A 19,689-nucleotide genomic window follows, 5' to 3' on the forward strand; every position below is an offset into this window, starting at 1 on the left:
TTATTGTTTCAATCCAGCAATTCTATCGTCTTCAAGAATAGCTTCTGTTTCTGTTTTTACTTGTTCTAAAATCTCTTTTAGCTTTTCTTTTGTTATATCGATCACAGTCGAGATGTCTCCATCTGAAAGCATATTTAAAATGGCCTTGTCTTGCGCACGACCTCTTAACATGGCATTTCTATAACCCATACCTTCATTAAAGGTTACCAAGGAATACTTTGAGGAGTACTCATTTGGAAACTCTTTTTCTAAAGCCATTTCCAATTTACGCTTTTCTTGGAATATAGGATTAGCTACATGGTCTTTCATTTCATGGAAATTATCAATCGCCAAATCAGCAATAGCGTCAGTGTCTTTTTTGCGAGTAGATTCATAGGTTTTAAAAACAGCTTCCCAATTTTCTACATTTTCATCTAGAACTTTATCAAATTCTACAACATCTTCAAACGAAGCATTCATGCCTTGACCATAAAAAGGAACTATGGCATGGGCAGCATCACCCATTAATAATGTATTTCCTCTATAATGCCACGGCGAACATTTAACTGTACCCAAAGGTGCAGTGGGGTTTTGGAAAAAATCATCTAAAAGATTAGGCATTAATGATAAGGCGTCTGGAAATTCTTTTTTGAAAAATTCTAATACCACTTCTTCATTGGTAAGGTTGTTGAAATTATAATTTCCTTCGTTATAACTTAAAAATAATGTAACGGTAAAGCTTCCATCTAAATTAGGTAAGGCTATTAGCATAAAATCACCTCTTGGCCAGATATGAAGGGCATTTTTATAGGTTTTATAATCTCCATTTTCTTTTGGTAGAATACTTAATTCTTTATAACCATGAGTTAGATAATCTTGTGAAAAGCTAAATAAAAACTTTTTACCCAAATAGTAACTTTTTCTCATGGCAGAACCCGCGCCATCTGTTGCAATTATGATGTCGGCATCTTCGATAAATTCTTTCTTTGAATGATAATCTTTAAATAAAGCGGTTGTATTTTCGAAATCTACAGATTTACATGTTTTATTAAAATAAATTTTAACGTTATTATGTTTTTCAGCTTCATCTAATAATAAAGCGTTTAAACCACCCCTTGAAATAGAATTTATATATTCGTGTTCGCGACCACTATAGTTTGATAAATGAGAGACTCCGTTTATATCATGAATCATCCGACCATGCATTGGAATACACAATGCCTTTACTTTATCTTCAATTCCAACAAGTTTCATGGCTTTGTTTCCTCTATCTGAAAACGCTAAATTTATGGATCGACCAGCGCTTATATCTACTTTACGTAAATCTGGTCGCATTTCATACACAACAACGTTATAACCTCTTTGACCAAGTCGTAATGCTAAAAGAGAACCACAAAGACCTGCGCCTATAATTAGAATATTTTGTTGTTTAGTTGGCATTCAATATCGCTTTTAGTTTTTCAACCATTAAATAAATATCTTCGAATGAATTGTACAAGGGAACAGGAGCACAGCGAATAACATCTGGTTGACGCCAATCACTAATTACGCCAGCTTTAGTTAACTTATGATGCAATGTTTTATCAGCATTTAAAACTTGTATAGATAGTTGGCATCCGCGTTCTTCTTGGTTTGAAGGCGTAATTATTTTAATTACATTTTCTCCAAGTTGTTTTAGTAGAAATTCAAAATAACCCGTTAGGATTCTTGACTTTTTTACTAATTTTTCCATCCCAACTTCATTAAAAATATCTAAGGATGCTTTTATCGCTGCCATAGATAAAATAGGAGGGTTGCTTAATTGCCAACCTTCTGCTCCTGGAAGGACATCAAATTCATCACGCATATTGAAACGCGTTTTTTTATTATGACTCCACCATCCAGTAAAACGATTTAAGTCTTTATTAAAGGCATGTTTTTCATGGACGAAACAACCAGCTAAACTACCTGGGCCAGAATTTAAATATTTGTATGTACACCAAACGGCAAAATCGGCATCAGAATCGTGTAGATTAAGTTCTACATTGCCTGCTCCGTGAGCGCAGTCAAACCCAACTTTGCAACCATATTTATGTGCTAATGTTGTTATGCGTTTTAAATCGAAAAACTGCCCTGTGTAATAATTTACACCACCAATCATAATGAGCGCAATTTCATGGCCGTGAGATTCAAGTAATTCCTCTAAATCTTCATATCTTAAAAGTTCTTCATCTTCTCTAGGTTTCCATAAAATGAGTCCTTCTTTATCGTTATATCCATGATGTCTTAACTGAGACTCAACAGCATATTTATCAGAAGGGAACGCATCACTTTCAATTAGTATTTTATAACGTTCGTTTATAGGTTGATAAAATGAGACCATCATCAAATGAAGGTTAGCTGTTAAGGTGTTCATTACAACAACTTCAATGGGTTTAGCTCCTACAATTTTAGCCATGTTATACGTAAGAAATTCATGATATGGCAACCAAGGATTTTTGGCTTCTGTATGTCCTTCAACCCCTAATTTAGCCCAATCTTCAAGCTCTTGTTCAACGTAATATTTTGTTGATTTGGGCTGTAACCCCAATGAATTACCGGTCATGTATATCAAGTCATTTCCATGTTCGTCTTTTGGGATATGGAACTTATCTCGGTAAGCAGCTAACTTATCGTTTTGGTCTTGTTGTTTTGCATAATCTAGACCTAATTGATATTTGGACAAAGTAGTTGTTTTTCGGTTTCTAACAAAAATAAGCAATATAAACTTAGAAATGAATAGCTTAAATGCGGATATTTTGTGTGTTGTTTTTTTCGTATATTTAGTAAAAAAGTTATTGATATGGCAAAGACTAAAAAGTATTCTAATGATGAAATGACCATAGTATGGGAGGCTGATAAGTGTATACATTCTGGAATATGCGTAAAGGGGCTTCCAGATGTTTTTAGACCTAAAGTTCGTCCTTGGCTAAGAATAGAAGCTGCATCAACAGATTCATTAATTAATCAGGTAAAACAGTGTCCTTCTGGAGCATTAACTTATTATATGAATGATGAAGACGATAATACTTCATAAGTATTATATACTAAAGTTGAGGTTTTAGAGAATGGTCCATTATTAGTATACGGAACACTTAGAGTAACCCATAGAGATGGAACCCAAGAAACCAAAAATAAAACAACAGCCTTTTGCAGATGTGGTAAATCTGATAATAAGCCCTATTGTGACGGGGCGCATGTGAAGTTGGAGTTTAAAGGTTGATGTTATTTGATCATATCTTGTGTTTCAACTGTTCTTAAGCCTAAATGTTCTTGTGCAGAATCTGTATCTGTAGCCATTCTTGAAGATACTCTATAACTTGCACAATAGGAATCGCTACACAAAAATGACCCACCTTTAATAATTTTTTTTATGTAGGTATTATTCGGATTGTAAGCAGTGTCCGCACCCAAAGGATTAATGATTGTTTTGTTTTGTGAGGCTAGTTCTTTATAATATTTAATATTGTACCAATCGTTAGTCCATTCCCAAACGTTACCAGCCATATCATAGAGACCGAAGCTATTCGCTGGATAGGATTTAACAGGTGCAAGACGTTCGTAACCATTCTCTGATGTGTTGTTTAAAGGAAATTCACCTTCCAACTATTTGCCATTTGGGAAAGCTTAGATCTTTCATCACACCAAAAATAAACGGTATTGATTAGTCATTCACAGTTAATTTAGGATATGAAAAATCATTCCTTCCAGAACCCCTCAATTTCTTCAAGAGATTTTCCTTTAGTCTCAGGAATATATTTATACGTTACCAACATTATTAATAAAATAAACATTATAAATAAAAAATAAGGTAGAGAACCATTCCAAGTAGCACTATTATTTACTTCACTATCCATTACAACTGGAAAAGATTGTGAAACCACATAATTTGCAGCCCACTGAGCTGCGACAGCTACAGACATAGCAACACTGCGTATTTTATTTGGAAACATTTCAGAAAGTAGAACCCAAACAACAGGCCCCATAGAAAGTGCAAATGAAGCTATGAAAATTAACACACCCAATAAAGATAAAAACCCAACAGATTGTTGTTGTAGTGTGATTCCTAACAATAAAAACCCAGCTATCATGCCAATTGATCCAATATATATTAATGGCTTCCTTCCTAATTTATCTACCGTGAACATAGCAATGAAAGTAAATATAAGGTTTATAAATGCTAATAATATTTGTTGCGCTAAAATGTCCTCTTTACCAAAGCCAAGTGCTTTTTCAAAAATATCAGCTCCATAATATAATACCGCGTTAATTCCCGTAAATTGTTGTAATACAGAAAGTGTAGTTCCAATAATTATAATTCCAAGGATTATTTTTGAAAAATAATTCACTTTGATATTACTATCGCTAGTATCAAGAGAGGTTTTTATTTCTTCTATTTCTTGGTTTGCTTGATCTTCACCATGAATCTTGGTTAAGATAGCCAATGCTTCATTATCCTTTCCTTTAAGTGCTAGCCATCTCGGACTTTTAGGAACAAAAAACAATAGTACCAAAAATAGACAACTAGGAATTAATTCTGACCAGAACATATGTTTCCAACCAAATTCAATATTCTCTGCTTCCGATAAATTATTTCCAATAAAATAAGTAGCCAAAAACACTACAAAAAAACCAATAACAATGGCAAGTTGGTAGTAAGTAACCATTTTTCCTCTTATATTACTTGGAGCTATTTCTGCTATATACATAGGAGCATTCATTGATGCTATACCAATACCTAAACCTCCAATAATTCTAAATATAACTAGTAATGAAACTGACTCTGAAAATATAGATGGCAAACCAGATCCAAAGGCTGAAATTGAAAATAACACTGCCGAAATTATTAAAGAATATTTTCTGCCAAATCTTATACTAAAAGGACCAGCAACAATAGCGCCAACTAAACAACCTAAAAGAGCACTTCCTACTACCCAGCCTTTCATGGCTGAATCCAAATCAAAATGCTTACTTAAATAAAATTGCGCCCCATTAATGACTCCTGTATCATAGCCAAATAATAATCCGCCCAAAGCAGATACTGCTGTTATTAATAACAAAAAAGTTTTTTTATTCATAATTTGTGTGTTTACACCTTTTTAAAATTTTAATAAAAGGTTATTGTTTTGGTTTTTGTAAGTCTAATCTATTGATATTATGTGTTTTAAGTTTAATGGTTATCTTTATTTGTCAATTTATCATCAGAAAAAGTATTTTAATTAGTTTTCTATTTTATAATACTTATACCTTCACTATATAGTTTTATTGATAATTGGAATCAAAAAATCTAAACTACGGATTAAAAGGTTTATATCAAATTAATAATATATTTTCACTATGTCTCATTTCTCATATTCATGAAACAATATTATATTATAGTTAAAAAATACAAACTTTGTATTACAAAGTTAAGCCATAAAAAGGATGGAATTTGCTCATGTACTTTGAGGCGTAATATGGGAATCACAGATTGGGGTCTCTTTCTTACTTCTAAAAATGCTTACGAGTATTTACTTTTTGTTTAGTATCCAAAAAAACTAAAGGAAAAAGCATCTACTTGATTAAATATTAAATGATAAGATTTTATATTTCCTGAGAAAAAGAGAATTCAGACTTAGATCTAATTTTGATTATTGGATAAACATGGTGATTAAATAAAATCCTCAACTTATTAATAAGTTGAGGATTTAATTGTGGAGTCGGAGAGAATCGAACTCTCGTCCAAACAAGTAACCAAAGAGCTTTCTACACGTTTAGTCTATTCTTGGGTTTTCGATAATAAGCTGGTTAAAGACAACCTACTTAAAACTTAGCTTCTTAATCTCGAAAGGGCATCAAAGCACTACCCAATCTTAGTTAATATTTACGATGCCTCTAAAAAGAACGCCATTAACCAAGGCTTTCTGGAGACATAAAGCTTGTACACCTTGTGTACCTAGGCTAATCTTACTATAATTCAGATTATGCAGCTAAAGCGTAGTTATTCTCGCCGTTTAAAAGTTGATTTAGCCTTTTACGTGTTTCAAAACCATTACACGACGTGCTTACCGTTCAATTAATCTCGCTGTCAAAACCAGTCGACCCCTTTTGCAATTAAATAGTAATTTTTGTCACTTCGAGTGATTTTCATTTTTCTTAAAAATCGTATCGAGAAGTGGGCGTTACCCACTTTTGCTTTTACCGGCAAAAGTGAGTCGGGCTTTCCGCTATATCTTCTTTGTACTGAACTTATTTCAGTATTTAACTAAAAATAGTAATCTACTTTAAGGGCATATATTATTTAAACTTAATACTAGTACAAAAAAGTATGCCGCTTCAATCCCTAACGCGGAAAGCAAAGGTATCAAAAAACTTTGTTTACCACTTCAAATCTATTTACATTTAGTCAAAATTTATACCAATTTTTATTTTCAAAAAAATAAATTAACAATTATACGAATGAACATCAAATTCGCTATCATAAAAGAACGTAAAAACCCACCAGATCGTCGCGTAGTATTCTCACCAACAAAATTAGCTGAGGCTAGAGATAATTTGCCACAAGCTGAATTTAAAGTTGAAGCTTCAGATATTCGCGTATTTCCAGATGCAGCTTACCGAGCCTTAGATTTTGAAGTAACTGAAGATATATCAGATTGTGATGTCATGATTGGGGTAAAAGAAGTCCCAATTGATGCGTTAATACCTAATAGAAAATACTTTTTCTTTTCACATACTATTAAGAAACAACCTTATAATAGAAAGTTGTTAAAAGCCATTCTAGAAAAAAACATAGAGCTATACGATCATGAAACCATAGTTAACCAAAAGGGATTCCGCTTAATAGGTTTTGGGCGTTATGCGGGCATCGTTGGGGCTTATAACGGTTTTAGAGCATGGGGATTAAAATACGATTCATGGCATTTGCCAAAAGCAGGCCCATTACCCAATCAAGCAGCGTTAATTGAAGAGCTCAATAAAATTAATCTTCCAAACATAAAAATATTGTTGACAGGAAGTGGTAAAGTGTCTAATGGCGCTAAAGAAATGTTGGATGCTATGCATATTAAACCTGTTTCAGTAGTGGACTATCTTAATAAAGTATATAACGAACCTATATATTGCAAAATAGATGTTTTAGATTATAACAAACGCGAAGATGGGGGAGTATTAAATAATGCAGATTTTTATAATAACCCAGAAGATTACGTCTCTAATTTTATGCGTTTCGCAAAAGTAACTGATTATTATATTGCTGGTCATTTTTATGGTGATGGAGCCCCATATTTATACACAAGAGACGATGTGAAATGTCCAGATTTTAACATTAGAGTTGTGGCAGATATTAGTTGTGATGTCGATGGGCCAGTGGCCACAACATTACGCGCATCAACTATAGCAGATCCCATTTATGGTTATGACCCACAAACCGAATCTGAGGTTGATTATAAAAACGAAAACGCCATAACTGTTATGGCAGTTGATAATTTACCCTGTGAACTTCCGCAAGATGCAAGCGAAGGTTTTGGAGAGCAGTTTTTACAACATGTGTTGCCTGCTTTTTTTAATGGTGATGAGGATGGTGTCCTCAACCGTGCTAAAATAACTGAAAATGGAAAATTAACAGATCGTTTTAGTTATTTACAGGATTATGTTGATGGATAGGAATAAGTGGCTTAAATTCAAATAAATGTGTTACCTTTCTTTCCTTAAACTTAAAAACCACTAATATTATGAAAATTATTTGTTCGCTTTCATCCTTAGCGCTATTACTAATTGTAGGCTGTAAAGAGGCTCCTAAAGAAGATAATTCTGCAAATGAATTATTTAAGCAAAATGCCCAAACTGTTTTAAAATCTATTACCGATTGGGAAAATGAAAAACCAGACTATTCCATTTTTGCTGAAAATGCGATTGGGTTAAACACTTTTTTTGGAGCAGAAGTAGACACCATAATGATTCAAAGTGATGAAGCTAAGGCTATGGATAAGCAATTTTTAGAGCGATACGATTTTAAATTTCTAGCCAACCCACCACAATTGTTACCAGGTGTTAATCCAGAAACCAAAAAGCCTGATGGATCTGTACGTTATTATGGTGCTTGGGAAGTTACTTTGCCTGCAACAGATTCTACAGAGGCAAAATCTGGCGTTATAAAAGTATATAATTCTTTAGATTTTGATGAAAATGGAAAAATAATATATAGCCAAGGTTATGGCGATTATTCTGGTTTAATGAATTATTTAAATAATTAACTAGTAAAAAATAATTATTAAAAACCACCTAAATTCTTTCTAGGTGGTTTTTTTATTTGTAGCCTGTTCTACTTGGCTTTATATCAATTTTATGGTAGTTGTTTAAACACCAAAATCTCTGTTAAGAGATGATAAATATCATTTTGTATTTATTGAATATTAACGAACTTATAGCACGTTTCGTTTAGATTTTAATAATTAAATAATGCATTATGAATCCACCACTACTGTTAACCGTTCTTTTTTTTCTATTTCTATTATCAGGAATACGAATTGTTTTTGAATACAAACGTGCTTTAAAATTTAGGTTTGGTAAGTATATTAAAACTTTACAACCAGGGTTTAGATGGATAATTCCTATTATAGAAACTATACAAAAAGTAGATATTCGTGTTATTACAATTAATGTGGTCTCTCAAGAAGTTATGACAGAAGACAATGTACCTTGTAGTATAGATGGTGTGGTTTTTTTTAAAATTGTCAATCCAGAAATGGCAGTTCTGGAAGTAGAGGAATATACTTTTGCTATAACCCAATTATCCCAAGCAGCTTTGCGTGATGTTTGCGGTAAAGTGGAATTAGACACTATTTTATCCAAACGAGAAGAAATGGGTAAGAATATTAAGAATATTGTAGAGGTAGAAACCAAAGAATGGGGCGTTAATATTATTGATGTTAAAATAAAGGACATTCAATTACCTGAAAATATGAAACGCATGATGGCGAATCAAGCCGAGGCAGAACGGTCAAGAAGAGCCCGTATTATTTTGGCATTGGCTGAAGAGCAAGCAGCAGGCAAATTGTTAGAAGCGGGTAAATTAATAGATCAGTCGCCATCTGCAATAAAATTAAGGTTGTATCAAACTTTATCTAATATTGCCGCAGAAAAGAACTCAACGATTTTATTCCCTTTCCCTGAAGAGGTGTTGCCAAAAAATAAACAATAGTACTCCGTGCTATTTATTAAATTTGACAAAAAAAAGAATTTGAAACCTGTAGACGAATATTTTATAAGGCAGAAAGAGCCTTATCAGTCCATAATGCTTTATGTTAGAGATGTGATTTTACATACTTTACCTGATGTGGAGGAAAGGTATAGTTATGGCGTTCCTTTTTATAATATTAGAAAAAAACCTATGGTCTATTTGAATATTTTAAAAGGGAAAAATTATGTTGATGTCGCTTTTGTGCAAGGTATTCTGATTGAAAAAGAATTTCCCATTCTAAAAAATCATAACAATAGAAAACAAGTACGTTCGATTCAACTTAAAACTATTGAAGATTTAGACCAAGAAAGTTTTGAAGCGCTTTTATATGCCGCTGCAGACCATGCTAGAAATAGTAAAAAGGTATGGTTTTTCTAAGCTAAACTGTTTATAGTTTTTCTTATAGCAACCAAGTTAGTTAACAGATTTTCCAAATTAGCCAAATGCAGCATATTTGCTCCGTCACTTTTTGCATTAGCGGGATCAAAGTGTGTTTCAATAAATAAGCCATCAACATGGTTTACGATACCAGCTCTGGCAATGGTTTCTATCATATCTGGTCGGCCTCCTGTTACACCAGCACTTTGATTTGGTTGCTGTAAAGAGTGTGTAACATCCAAAACAGTTGGAGCATATTTGCGCATGGTTGGAATACCTCTAAAATCAACAATCATGTCTTGGTAACCAAACATAGTTCCTCGATCTGTTATCCAAGCGTTTTCGTTTCCAGCGTCTTTAACTTTTTGAACGGCATGTTTCATAGCTTCAGGACTCATAAACTGTCCCTTTTTTAAGTTAACAACTTTACCGGTTTTGGCCGCTGCAACCACTAAATCCGTTTGTCGTACTAAAAAAGCTGGAATTTGTAAGACATCTACATATTCCGCAGCTAAAGAGGCATCAGAAACTTCATGGATATCTGTTACGGTTGGGACATCAAAAGTTTCAGATACTTTTTTGAGAATCTTCAATGCCTTTTCATTTCCTATACCTGTGAAACTATCAATTCTACTGCGGTTAGCTTTTTTAAAACTTCCTTTAAATACATAAGGTATTTCTAACTTATCAGTAATTGAAACTACCTTTTCAGCGATACGTAGAGCCATATCTTCTCCTTCTATGGCGCAGGGGCCACACAGCAGAAAAAAATTGTTTGAATTTATGTGTTTGAGTTGAGGAACATCGCTAAGAGTCATTGGCTTTAAATTTAAGCCACAAAGTTACATATTAAAAAGTTTCTTTTAAACTATTTCTTATCATCCACAAGGACATTATAAAACTTAAGAAAGCTAGCAATCCACCATAAATCATAATTTTATTAAACATCTCGGAAATGGAGATTATGTTTAAACTGTCTGATATAAAGACCATAATAAGGTAGGAAGATATACAAACAAATGTGATTCCTAAAGTAAAGTTTAGACTTCTACTAGGTTTAACTAATTGATATAAAAATGGAATACTTAAAAGTAAAATTGGGTAAGCTGTAAAACCTTCTGTTCTGTTAACAATAGTAAAACAATATGCTGCCACAAATATAAAGTACAGATAAGGAATAAACTTTGTGTAATTTTTAATCGTTTTCATAGGGCACTAAATAAATTCAAGAATTAGGTTTGGTTCTTTAGAAGGTTAAACGATAAAAAGTATGGAATAGTTTTTAAAAGTTTAATTATAACATTTAATTAACTAAATATCATTAGATAATGATTAACATGTTAAAATATAGCGTACATTTGCACGCTTAAAATGGGGTAGTATGACAAGTATCAAAAATATTGCAATTATAGCTCACGTCGATCATGGTAAAACGACTTTGGTAGATAAGATAATGTACCATTGTCAGTTATTTCGTGAGAATGAAAATACTGGTGATTTGATTCTTGATAATAATGATTTAGAGCGTGAAAGAGGTATTACAATTACGTCTAAAAATGTTTCTGTAATTTACAAGGAAACTAAAATCAATATTATCGATACACCTGGTCACGCCGATTTTGGTGGTGAAGTAGAGCGTGTCTTAAATATGGCAGATGGTGTCTTGTTATTGGTTGATGCTTTTGAAGGTCCTATGCCACAAACGCGTTTTGTTTTACAGAAAGCTATTGACTTAGGTTTGAAACCCTGCGTTGTAATCAATAAAGTAGATAAGGAGAACTGTACACCCGACGAAGTACATGAAAAGGTTTTTGATTTAATGTTTGAGTTAGGTGCAGAAGAATGGCAGTTGGATTTTCCAACGGTATATGGTTCTGCAAAAAACAATTGGATGAGTGATGATTGGCAACATGAAACTGAAAACATTGAACCATTGCTTGATATGGTTATAGATCATATACCATCGCCTAAGATTGAAGCTGGAACCACTCAAATGCTTATAACATCTTTAGATTTCTCATCCTTTACAGGAAGAATTGCAATAGGTCGCTTAACACGTGGCGAGTTAAAAGTGGGTCAGAATATTTCTTTGGTAAAAAGAGACGGGAGCATTGTGAAATCTAAAATAAAAGAATTACACACTTTTGAAGGTTTAGGACGTAAAAAAGTTGATGTGGTTCAAGCGGGTGATATTTGTGCCATTGTAGGTTTAGAAGGTTTTGAAATTGGAGATACAGTTGCCGATTGGGAAGCACCAGAAGGTTTAAAAACCATTGCCATTGATGAGCCAACAATGAGCATGTTATTTACTATTAACGATTCGCCATTTTTCGGTAAAGATGGTAAGTATGTAACATCGCGTCATATAAAGGATAGATTAACAAAAGAACTTGAAAAGAATTTAGCACTTCGTGTTGAAGAAACAGATAGCGCAGATAAGTTCATGGTATTTGGTAGAGGTGTACTTCATTTATCTGTTTTAATCGAAACCATGCGTCGAGAAGGTTATGAGCTTCAAATAGGACAACCGCAAGTAATTATTAAAGAAATCGATGGTGTAAAATGTGAACCGGTTGAAGAAATGACTATTGATTTACCAGAAGTTGTTTCAGGTAAAGCTATAGAAATGGTAACCATGCGTAAAGGTGAAATGTTAAGTATGGAAGCTAAAGGTGATCGTATGGTTTGTGAGTTTATTGTACCATCAAGAGGAATTATTGGTTTAAGGAATCAGTTATTAACAGCTACAGCAGGAGAAGCTATAATGGCACACCGATTTAAAGAGTATCAACCTTTAAAGGGCGGTATTCCAGAAAGACAAAATGGGAGTTTGGTTTCCATGGAAAAGGGACAAGCTATTCCCTATTCAATTGATAAATTACAAGATAGAGGTAAGTTTTTTATCGATCCAGGAGAAGATATTTATGAAGGACAGGTTATTGGTGAAAACTCTCGAGGAGACGATATGACAGTTAATGTTACCAAAACCAAAAAATTGAGTAACGTACGTTCGGCTGGTGCCGATGATAAAGCTAAAATTGTACCAGCTATAAAGTTTTCCTTAGAGGAAGCATTGGAATATATTCAGAAAGATGAATATGTGGAGGTAACCCCAGGTCATTTGCGTTTAAGGAAGATATTTTTAACCGAGGTTGAACGAAAACGAAATAAGTCGTTATAACGAATTATAAACAGCGTTATAAAAGAGAAATTCGAATTGAGTTTCTCTTTTTTTTTGCTATTATTGGAATATGGAATTATTCGGAATCACAGGTACAGAATATGTTGGCTATTTAGCGTCTCTAATGGTTTTAATTTCATTTACAATGAGGACAATAAAAGGATTACGTTTGCTCAATATGGCAGGTTGTATTTTATTTGTGCTATACGGGTTTTTAATGCCAAACTTAAGAATTGGATTGCCAATCATTATAGCAAATGTGGCTATATTTGCTGTAAATGCTTATTACTTAATGAGAAAAAGAACTTCCTAAAGTATTCTGTTTAAAACATAATTTATTTCTTCCAGTTGGTCTAATTTAATTAGTCAAACTTAAATCATTTTGTATCTTTGGTTCGCTCCGGAAGGATTAATTAATAAGCACCCTACACTTGATTTTACAATCATATATTTCTAATAAAAGGTAACTTGTATTAATTGAAGAGATTATTAGAATACATAAACAGTAAAGTATTAATAAAAATTGCATCTTTAAAAACGGCATCTGTTTTTACTAAGATTATTGCTGGTGTTTTAACTTCAAAGGCCATTGCTATTTTTATTGGGGCGGAAGGGCTAGCATTGATAGGTAACTTAAGGAATTTTGTTAGTGCTTTTCAAACCATCTCTATTTTAGGATTTTACAATGGCGCAGTTAAATATATTGCTGCTTTTAAGGAGGATTCAATCAGGTTAAGTAAAACCATTTCTACAACATTTTATTTTGGTTTTATAGCCACGATTTTGGTGTCGCTTTTAATTTATTTTAATGCACATACTATTAATAATCTCATATTTCCGTTTTATGGAAATTATGCTTATGTGATACGCATTTTTGCTATTGTACTCCCATTTTATGCGCTGAATATGTTTTCATTTTCAATAATGAATGGATTTTCAAAGTATAAAATATTGATAGTAATAAATATCATTGGTCAGATTTTAGGCTTATCTATTACGCTTCTGTTAATTTATCAAAAGAAAATAGAGGGTGCGCTAATATCAGTTGTTATAGCAGAGTCTCTCATATTTTTAATTACCCTTGTGGGTATTATAAACAGACGTAGTTTAATTGGTTATATCCAGTTAAAGCAAGTTAGCATCAATGTATTTAAAAAATTAAGTTCATATTCCATAATGGCATTATTTTCGGCTGTTATTTTGCCAATAGTAGCCATTGCTATAAGGTCTTATATTATTGAGCATGTTAGCTATAAAGACGCTGGTTTTTGGGAAGCCATGACAAGAATTTCAAAGTACTACCTCATGTTAGTTAACACCTTAATGGCCCTTTATATCTTACCCAGATTTTCTGAAATAAATAACTCAAGAGAGTTTAGGAAAGAGGTGTTTAGTTTTTATAAAACAATAATCCCAATTTTTGCTCTTGGGTTGTTGCTTATATATTTATTTAAATCTTTAATTGTCACACTTGTTTTTTCCACTGAATTTGAACCGGTTGAAGATTTATTCTTATGGCAATTATTAGGGGATTTTTTCAAAGTTATGTCTATCGTTATCGCATACCAATTTTTAGCGAAAAAAATGTTTTGGCATTATATTATAACTGAGGCTTTTTTGGTGATTATTACCTATACAACAAGTATTTATTTTATTAAAATATATGGGGTAGAAGGAGCTGTAATTGGTCATTTGGTTAGTTACATTATGTATTATGGTGTTATATTGCTTATATTCGGAAGTTCTCTTTTTGGAGTAGACGAAAGAAAGTTTGACGACTAATATAATTGGGTTTTATTCTAGTTTATTAAGTATATTTTATAGTTATCTATAGTATAAAGAAATATAGTCCGGAACACAAAGGGCTTTGGGACAACTTTGTTTCAGAGGCTAAAAATTCTACATTTCTTTTTTACAGAGATTTTATGGAATATCATCAAGATAGATTTGAAGATTATTCATTAATGGTTTTTAAAGGTAACAAGCTATCTGCACTTTTACCTGCAAATAAAGTTGGAAATAAATTGTATTCTCATCAAGGTTTAAGTTATGGAGGGCTTATTTTAGAGTTCAATCAAAAATTTGGCTCTGTAATAGATATTTTTTATAAAATTTTAACTTTCTTAGAATTTAATGGAATTAAATTTTTACAGATAAAGGAGATACCTTTTGTTTATTTAAAAAAGCCAAGCGGAGAATTATCATTCATGGCTGATTTACTAAAAGCAAATATTGTTGAACGTTATTTGCATAGTGTTCTTTGTTCAGACAATAAAACATTGTATTCTAAAAGTAGGTTAGAAGGCGAAAAAAGAGGCGTAAAACATGGTTTGGTTGTAAAAGAAGAAGGTGATTTTAAAACTTTTTGGAATAATATATTAATACCAAACTTAGTAGAGAATTATAACGCAATGCCTTTACATAGCCTAAAAGAGATTACCCTGTTAAAAAAGAAATTTCCCAAAAATTTAAGACAGTTTAATGTGTTTTATGAAAACAAGATTGTCGCGGGTGCTACTATTTTTCAATCAGACGAAGTAGCAAAATTGCAATATATCTCAGGAGATAAAAATAAAAACACCTTAGGAAGCTTAGATTTTTTACAACTACATTTAATAAATAATGTGTATCCGCAAAAGAAGTATTTTGATCTAGGAACCTCTAAAGGAAATGATGATAATACCATAAATAAAGGGTTGTTATTTTGGAAAGAAGGTTTTGGAACTGGTACCGTTACGAGCGATGTATTTATTATTGAAACTAAAAATTATAAATTATTAGAAAATGTAATGCAATGATTAAGTTTTTAGATTTAAAAATAATAAACCAGCATTATGAAGAGCAATTAAAAAAGGCTTTTAGAAATTTTTTAGATGAAGGCTACTATATTTTAGGAAGTCAAGTAATACAATTTGAAAATAAATTTGCAGATTTTTGCGGTGTAAATCATTGTATTGGTGTTAGTAATGGGCTTGATGCGTTAACCTTAATATTTAAGTCCTACATAAGGTTGGGGAAATTAAAAAAAGGAGATCAAGTAATAGTAGCGGCTAATACATATATAGCCTCTATTTTGGCAATAATTAATGCAGGACTAGAACCAGTTTTGGTAGAGCCAAATGAGGATACCTTTAATATTGATCCATTAGAAATAACCAAGAAAATTTCAGATAAAACAAAAGCTATTTTAGCTGTACATTTATATGGCATGCTTGCCGATATGAAAGGTATATTGGAAATATCGAGAAAGTATGATTTATTGGTTATAGAGGATGCTGCTCAGGCTCATGGTGCTCGTGATATGGATCTTGGTAGAAAAGCTGGTAATTTAGGAGACGCGGCAGCTTTTAGTTTTTACCCCACAAAAAACCTAGGTGCTTTGGGTGATGCTGGAGCGGTAACTACTAGCGATGATTCTTTAGCTAAGATGATATACAAGTTGAGAAATTATGGTAGGTCTACTAAATTTAAGAATGATGCTTTGGGATATAATAATAGGCTTGATGAAGTTCAGGCTTCTATGCTTAACATTAAACTTCCTTATTTAGATAAAGAGAATGAAAAAAGGAGAGAGATAGCAAAAAAATACGTCAGTGAAATTAATAATAAAAAAATATTGCTGCCTTATTGGGATGGCTCCAAAAATCATGTATTTCACGTATTTGTAATTAGAACAAAGAATCGAAATGAATTAAAAGAATTTCTATTGAAAAATGGTGTTGAAACACTAATTTTTTATCCTATTCCCCCTCATAAACAGAAAGTTTTTAAAAGTTGGAATAACAAGTCATTACCAATTACCGAAAATATACACGACGAAGTTATAAGCATACCATTAAATCCCTATATAAAGAGTCGTGATGTTGAAAAAATAATTACTGCCTTAAATAATTATTAATGGGTTTAATAAAAAAAATTAAAGGATTGTTGTTTATAAAAGCTAGAAGACTAAAATATAGCTGGTTGTCAGATTTGAGACCTACGGGGCATAGACCAGATTTAATATCACCAGTTCTGTTTTCCGGAAACGGGCAAATAATTATTGGAGAAAATGTTCAATTCGGCTATCAGCAATCACCTTTATTTTACTCTCATTATAGCTATCTTGAAGCTAGAGAGAAAATTTCAAGAATAGAAATAGGTAATAATGTTGTTATTAATAACAATTTTAGTGCTGTCTCAAATAGTGGTATTGAAATACAAGATAATTGTGTTATTGGAGTTAATGTTTCAATAGTGGATAGCGATTTTCATCATTTAGAGGCAGAAAAAAGAAATGATACTAACCCTCCTGCAGAACCGGTTATTATTGGTAAAAATGTGTTTATTGGAAGTAATGTAACTATTCTAAAAGGGGTTACGATAGGAAATAATTCTGTTATAGGTTCTGGCAGTATTTTAAGCAAGTCTTTTCCAGATAATGTAATTGTGGCTGGAAATCCAGCTAAAGTCGTTAGAACATTGTAAATGGATATAATAATAAAATCGTTTAATAGAGCGTATTATTTAGATCGATGTTTATTCAGCATTTTTTTATTCGTTAAAAACTTTAATGGCAAAATTTTTATTCTCGATGATGGAACACCTCAAGTTTATTTAGATAAGATAAAATTAAAGTATCCAGATGTAATAATTATAAAATCAGATAATTATAAACAGAAATCTAAACTAATTGAATCTCAAAATTATGAGTTACCAGAAATAATCCCTTCTAAGCTCTGGTATGAAGTTGCTAAAATAGCTTCAGACTATTTTATTGTTCTAGAAGATGATATTTGGTTTACAAAGCAAATTGATATTGCAAGATTAAGGCGTTATTGTGAGAAAGAGAATTTAGCTTTGCTTAAATTGTTCTGGGTTTCAAATAAAAAAGTTATTGGCGATAATGTTATTAAACAAAATGATGATTTTGTGATTTATAAAACAGGAATTAAAATTAAACAGCCAATAATCTATAAATATCTATATACAAAGCATAACATTATTTGGCAAAAACTATTGAGAATTCATGGTTTAGTCTCAACTACCCAAGCGTTAAAGTATTATACAATTTATTCGGTAGCCGGTGCTATTTTTAAGAAAAGTTATTTTTTGAGTATTTGGAAAAACTCTGCAAATAAGGTTAATGAAAAAGAACAAATAAAAAATGCTTTAAAGTATGTTAAGGATAATAAAGTATATTTTGGAAGAACAAATATAGAGGTATTAAAAACAGGGTTTATGTCGTCGGCATCGTCAAAATATAATTATTCTAGATTTTCTATTCATAATTTTAATTATGTGTTGAATAATTTTTGGCTATCAAATGATAGTTTTTTCTCCACTAATTTGGAATCGGATTTAGATGAAAATAAAATAAAAGATATTTTAAAATCAAATGATAAATCTGATACATACATAAATCAATGGCAAGATTGGGTTGGTAATTTTAAGCAAGAATTCAGAGTTATTGGTTGCGACATTTAAATGAATCAAAAAAGTTTTCATAAAGTAATCTTTAAAAATACGCGTTTATTTGGGGCATCTCAAATCGTTACTATGATGGCGCGTTTATTTAGTAATAAAATTGCGGCTATTTTTTTGGGACCTACTGGTATTGGAATTATAGGATTGCTTGGAAATATATTAGGCTTAATATATAGCATTACTAATTTGGGAATTGCTTCTAGCAGTGTTCGAGAAATAGCTCTTGAAGATCAGGAATCAAACAAACTAAAATCGGGAAGAACATTACAAATTGTTTATAAGTGGACATTTGCAACAGGAATATTAGGGTTAGTTGCTATTGTAGTTTTTTCAAAACAGATAACTCAAATTATTTTTGACGATTATTCTAAACAGTGGTGGATAATTGCACTTGGAGCCTATTTTATTTTTACCTCGGTAGCAAATATAAGATTAGCAGTATTACAAGCTAAAAAGAGCATTAATCTTATTGTAAAATATAATATTGTTAATGCAATATTGTCCTCAGTTATTACCGTGGTAGGTTATTATTATTTTGGACTCGAAGCAATAATACCAGTAATAATTACTACGGCATTATTCGCATTACTTCTCAGTCTTTATTTTACGCGTCATGTGGAAGTGCTAAGAAAACCAATTTCAATAAAACATGTTTTTAAAGAAGGACTACCCTTAGTAAAATTAGGTCTTCTATTAAGTGTAAGTGCTATTTTTGGGCAATTATGCTTTTACATTATTAGATGGTATTTAAAAACTTATTATTCTTTCGAAGTTCTTGGTGTTTACCAGGTAAGTAACACTATTTTGGTTGGCTATTTAGGGATGGTTTTTGCAACAATGTCGAACGATTTTTATCCTAGACTTTGTAATTATGAAAACAACAAAACTTATTTTGACGACTTAATTAATGATCAAACCGAATTTGCTTTATTAATCGTAGTACCAGCTGTAATGTTATTATATTTAGTGGCGCCTTTTTTAATTGGTTTATTATATACTGCAGAATTTTTAAGCGTATTAAGTATATTAAAAGTGGGGTTGTTTGGTATAATTTTAAAGGCTATCGTTTGGCCTATTGGATTTATATCTTTAATTAAAGGACATAAACGACTTTTTTTAACCCAAAATTTGTTAGGTGATGCTGTAAATGTAGTGGCTTCTCTGGTTTTGTTTTATTATTTAGGATTATTAGGTTTAGGCATAGCTATGGTTATTATGTTTTTGGTTTCTGGGGTTTATAATTATTACGTTGCTCGAGTTTATTATAATTTTAAATTTAGAAAAAAGACCTTAAGGATTATTATAATTTCAATACTACTTTCTCTTGGGGCTATGTTGGCCATACTATGGACAGATTTTAAAAACTTTAATTACCTTATAATTATTCTTTTTATTATTTCTGTAAGTTATTCTTTTATAAGTTTGAAGAAATCACTTCTTCAATAAA

At 31.8% G+C, this 19,689-nt stretch carries 19 protein-coding genes, 1 other RNA gene and 1 pseudogene; 14 read left to right on the forward strand and 7 right to left on the reverse strand.

The genetic code is table 11. The features are described from left to right. The gene (locus FEF17_RS08380) at window positions 1-1,419 is read right to left on the reverse strand and encodes an FAD-dependent oxidoreductase (RefSeq protein ID WP_139001887.1); all 1,419 of its coding nucleotides are present in this window, start codon (window positions 1,417-1,419) and stop codon (window positions 1-3) included. Continuing rightward, a complete protein-coding gene (kynU, locus tag FEF17_RS08385; RefSeq protein WP_139001888.1) occupies window positions 1,409-2,683 on the reverse strand; it encodes a kynureninase in 1,275 nt (424 codons plus the stop codon). Before kynU ends, FEF17_RS08380 begins: the two co-directional genes overlap by 11 nt. A 117-nt stretch (window positions 2,684-2,800) precedes the next feature. On the opposite strand from kynU, the gene FEF17_RS08390 reads away from it, so the two are divergent. Both FEF17_RS08390 and FEF17_RS14420 read left to right on the forward strand, forming a co-directional pair. Beyond that, window positions 2,801-3,034, forward strand: coding sequence for a (4Fe-4S)-binding protein (locus tag FEF17_RS08390; RefSeq protein ID WP_139001889.1), 234 nt, complete (start codon window positions 2,801-2,803; stop codon window positions 3,032-3,034). Window positions 3,035-3,076: 42 nt separating this feature from the next. Continuing rightward, a pseudogene (locus tag FEF17_RS14420) lies at window positions 3,077-3,220 on the forward strand (CDGSH iron-sulfur domain-containing protein); the annotation flags it as partial. Between the two features lie 2 nt (window positions 3,221-3,222). Here the strand turns inward: FEF17_RS14420 and FEF17_RS08400 are convergent. From FEF17_RS08400 to ssrA, 3 genes are all read right to left on the reverse strand, one after another. After that, window positions 3,223-3,603 carry a formylglycine-generating enzyme family protein gene (locus FEF17_RS08400; RefSeq protein WP_246046810.1) on the reverse strand — a complete coding sequence of 127 codons (381 nt, stop codon included), beginning with the start codon at window positions 3,601-3,603 and terminating at the stop codon, window positions 3,223-3,225. A 92-nt stretch (window positions 3,604-3,695) separates the two neighbouring features. Beyond that, window positions 3,696-5,075: a sugar porter family MFS transporter gene (locus tag FEF17_RS08405; protein WP_139001890.1), complete on the reverse strand. Its 1,380-nt coding sequence runs from the start codon at window positions 5,073-5,075 to the stop codon at window positions 3,696-3,698. 613 nt (window positions 5,076-5,688) lie between these two features. Next, window positions 5,689-6,082, reverse strand: a transfer-messenger RNA (tmRNA) gene (gene ssrA, locus FEF17_RS08410). A gap of 359 nt (window positions 6,083-6,441) precedes the next feature. Here ssrA and FEF17_RS08415 point away from each other — a divergent pair. From FEF17_RS08415 to FEF17_RS08430, 4 genes are all read left to right on the forward strand, one after another. Beyond that, window positions 6,442-7,641: an NAD(P)-dependent oxidoreductase gene (locus FEF17_RS08415; protein ID WP_139002167.1), complete on the forward strand. Its 1,200-nt coding sequence runs from the start codon at window positions 6,442-6,444 to the stop codon at window positions 7,639-7,641. 68 nt (window positions 7,642-7,709) lie between these two features. Continuing rightward, the gene (locus FEF17_RS08420; protein ID WP_139001891.1) at window positions 7,710-8,231 is read left to right on the forward strand and encodes a hypothetical protein; all 522 of its coding nucleotides are present in this window, start codon (window positions 7,710-7,712) and stop codon (window positions 8,229-8,231) included. A 212-nt stretch (window positions 8,232-8,443) separates the two neighbouring features. Next, window positions 8,444-9,178, forward strand: coding sequence for a slipin family protein (locus FEF17_RS08425; protein ID WP_139001892.1), 735 nt, complete (start codon window positions 8,444-8,446; stop codon window positions 9,176-9,178). Window positions 9,179-9,217: 39 nt separating this feature from the next. Continuing rightward, window positions 9,218-9,595, forward strand: a complete 378-nt coding sequence (locus tag FEF17_RS08430; protein WP_139001893.1) for a DUF1801 domain-containing protein — start codon at window positions 9,218-9,220, stop codon at window positions 9,593-9,595. Here FEF17_RS08430 and kdsA read toward each other — a convergent pair. Beyond that, entirely contained in the window at window positions 9,592-10,413 is an 822-nt protein-coding gene (kdsA, locus tag FEF17_RS08435; protein WP_139001894.1) for a 3-deoxy-8-phosphooctulonate synthase, read from the reverse strand. The two genes, FEF17_RS08430 and kdsA, sit on opposite strands and share 4 nt — an antisense overlap. A 31-nt stretch (window positions 10,414-10,444) precedes the next feature. Continuing rightward, a complete protein-coding gene (locus FEF17_RS08440; RefSeq protein ID WP_139001895.1) occupies window positions 10,445-10,804 on the reverse strand; it encodes a hypothetical protein in 360 nt (119 codons plus the stop codon). A gap of 172 nt (window positions 10,805-10,976) precedes the next feature. On the opposite strand from FEF17_RS08440, the gene typA reads away from it, so the two are divergent. From typA to FEF17_RS08480, 8 genes are all read left to right on the forward strand, one after another. Then, window positions 10,977-12,776: a translational GTPase TypA gene (gene typA, locus FEF17_RS08445; RefSeq protein WP_139001896.1), complete on the forward strand. Its 1,800-nt coding sequence runs from the start codon at window positions 10,977-10,979 to the stop codon at window positions 12,774-12,776. Window positions 12,777-12,846: 70 nt separating this feature from the next. Further along, complete coding sequence (locus tag FEF17_RS08450; RefSeq protein WP_139001897.1) at window positions 12,847-13,089, forward strand: uroporphyrinogen decarboxylase; 243 nt, start codon at window positions 12,847-12,849, stop codon at window positions 13,087-13,089. Window positions 13,090-13,253: 164 nt separating this feature from the next. After that, on the forward strand, window positions 13,254-14,558 hold the full coding sequence (locus tag FEF17_RS08455; protein ID WP_139001898.1) for an O-antigen translocase: 1,305 nt from the start codon (window positions 13,254-13,256) through the stop codon (window positions 14,556-14,558). Between the two features lie 143 nt (window positions 14,559-14,701). Continuing rightward, a complete protein-coding gene (locus FEF17_RS08460; RefSeq protein ID WP_246046811.1) occupies window positions 14,702-15,574 on the forward strand; it encodes a GNAT family N-acetyltransferase in 873 nt (290 codons plus the stop codon). Then, the gene (locus FEF17_RS08465; RefSeq protein ID WP_139001900.1) at window positions 15,571-16,674 is read left to right on the forward strand and encodes a DegT/DnrJ/EryC1/StrS family aminotransferase; all 1,104 of its coding nucleotides are present in this window, start codon (window positions 15,571-15,573) and stop codon (window positions 16,672-16,674) included. Before FEF17_RS08460 ends, FEF17_RS08465 begins: the two co-directional genes overlap by 4 nt. Next, window positions 16,674-17,243, forward strand: a complete 570-nt coding sequence (locus FEF17_RS08470) for an acyltransferase (protein WP_139001901.1) — start codon at window positions 16,674-16,676, stop codon at window positions 17,241-17,243. Before FEF17_RS08465 ends, FEF17_RS08470 begins: the two co-directional genes overlap by 1 nt. Next, window positions 17,244-18,242, forward strand: a complete 999-nt coding sequence (locus FEF17_RS08475) for a hypothetical protein (RefSeq protein ID WP_139001902.1) — start codon at window positions 17,244-17,246, stop codon at window positions 18,240-18,242. Beyond that, a complete protein-coding gene (locus FEF17_RS08480; protein WP_139001903.1) occupies window positions 18,243-19,688 on the forward strand; it encodes an oligosaccharide flippase family protein in 1,446 nt (481 codons plus the stop codon). It abuts the gene before it with no gap. The last annotated feature ends 1 nt before the right edge of the window (window position 19,689 follow it).

Source organism: Hyunsoonleella aestuarii (assembly GCF_006148925.1).
Lineage (GTDB): Bacteria > Bacteroidota > Bacteroidia > Flavobacteriales > Flavobacteriaceae > Algibacter_D > Algibacter_D aestuarii.